The organism is Tamlana crocina, assembly GCF_012037625.1.
The window spans coordinates 1-352 of record NZ_JAAVJS010000531.1 but is presented as its reverse complement, the minus strand read 5'-3'; the positions used below and the strand labels follow the sequence as shown (position 1 = coordinate 352).

1 protein-coding gene is annotated in these 352 nt (G+C 40.9%); it reads left to right on the top strand.

The window, feature by feature from the left end; genetic code table 11:
• Positions 1 to 335 (top strand): potassium transporter TrkG (locus HC176_RS17910; protein WP_209309806.1); only part of this gene is annotated, 335 nt, incomplete at its 5' end.
• Positions 336 to 352: the final 17 nt, after the last annotated feature.

Below are 352 nucleotides of genomic sequence, written 5' to 3'. Positions count from 1 at the left end.
AGATGAGAAACCACATTCAGCAGGCTGCCAATATCCTCTTTCTTTGGGTAATTACCCTTACTCTTGGAACCTTTTTTCTCTCGTTCATGGTTGGGGAGGAATATACTTTTTATCAAATCCTTTTTGATGCTACTTCGGCATTGAGTAACGTGGGATTAAGTACAGGGGTCACCGGTGCCGGGATGCCCGAAAATGCAAAATATATTATTTCCTTAATGATGTGGTTAGGCCGACTGGAGATCATGGCTATAGTCATTTTACTTATCTCGCCATTTTATTTGTTGAGAAGGAAGTTCTCGAATAGAGGAGAAAGTCGCGAAAAGGAATCACAATGAGGTGCAAAAAAAAGCCT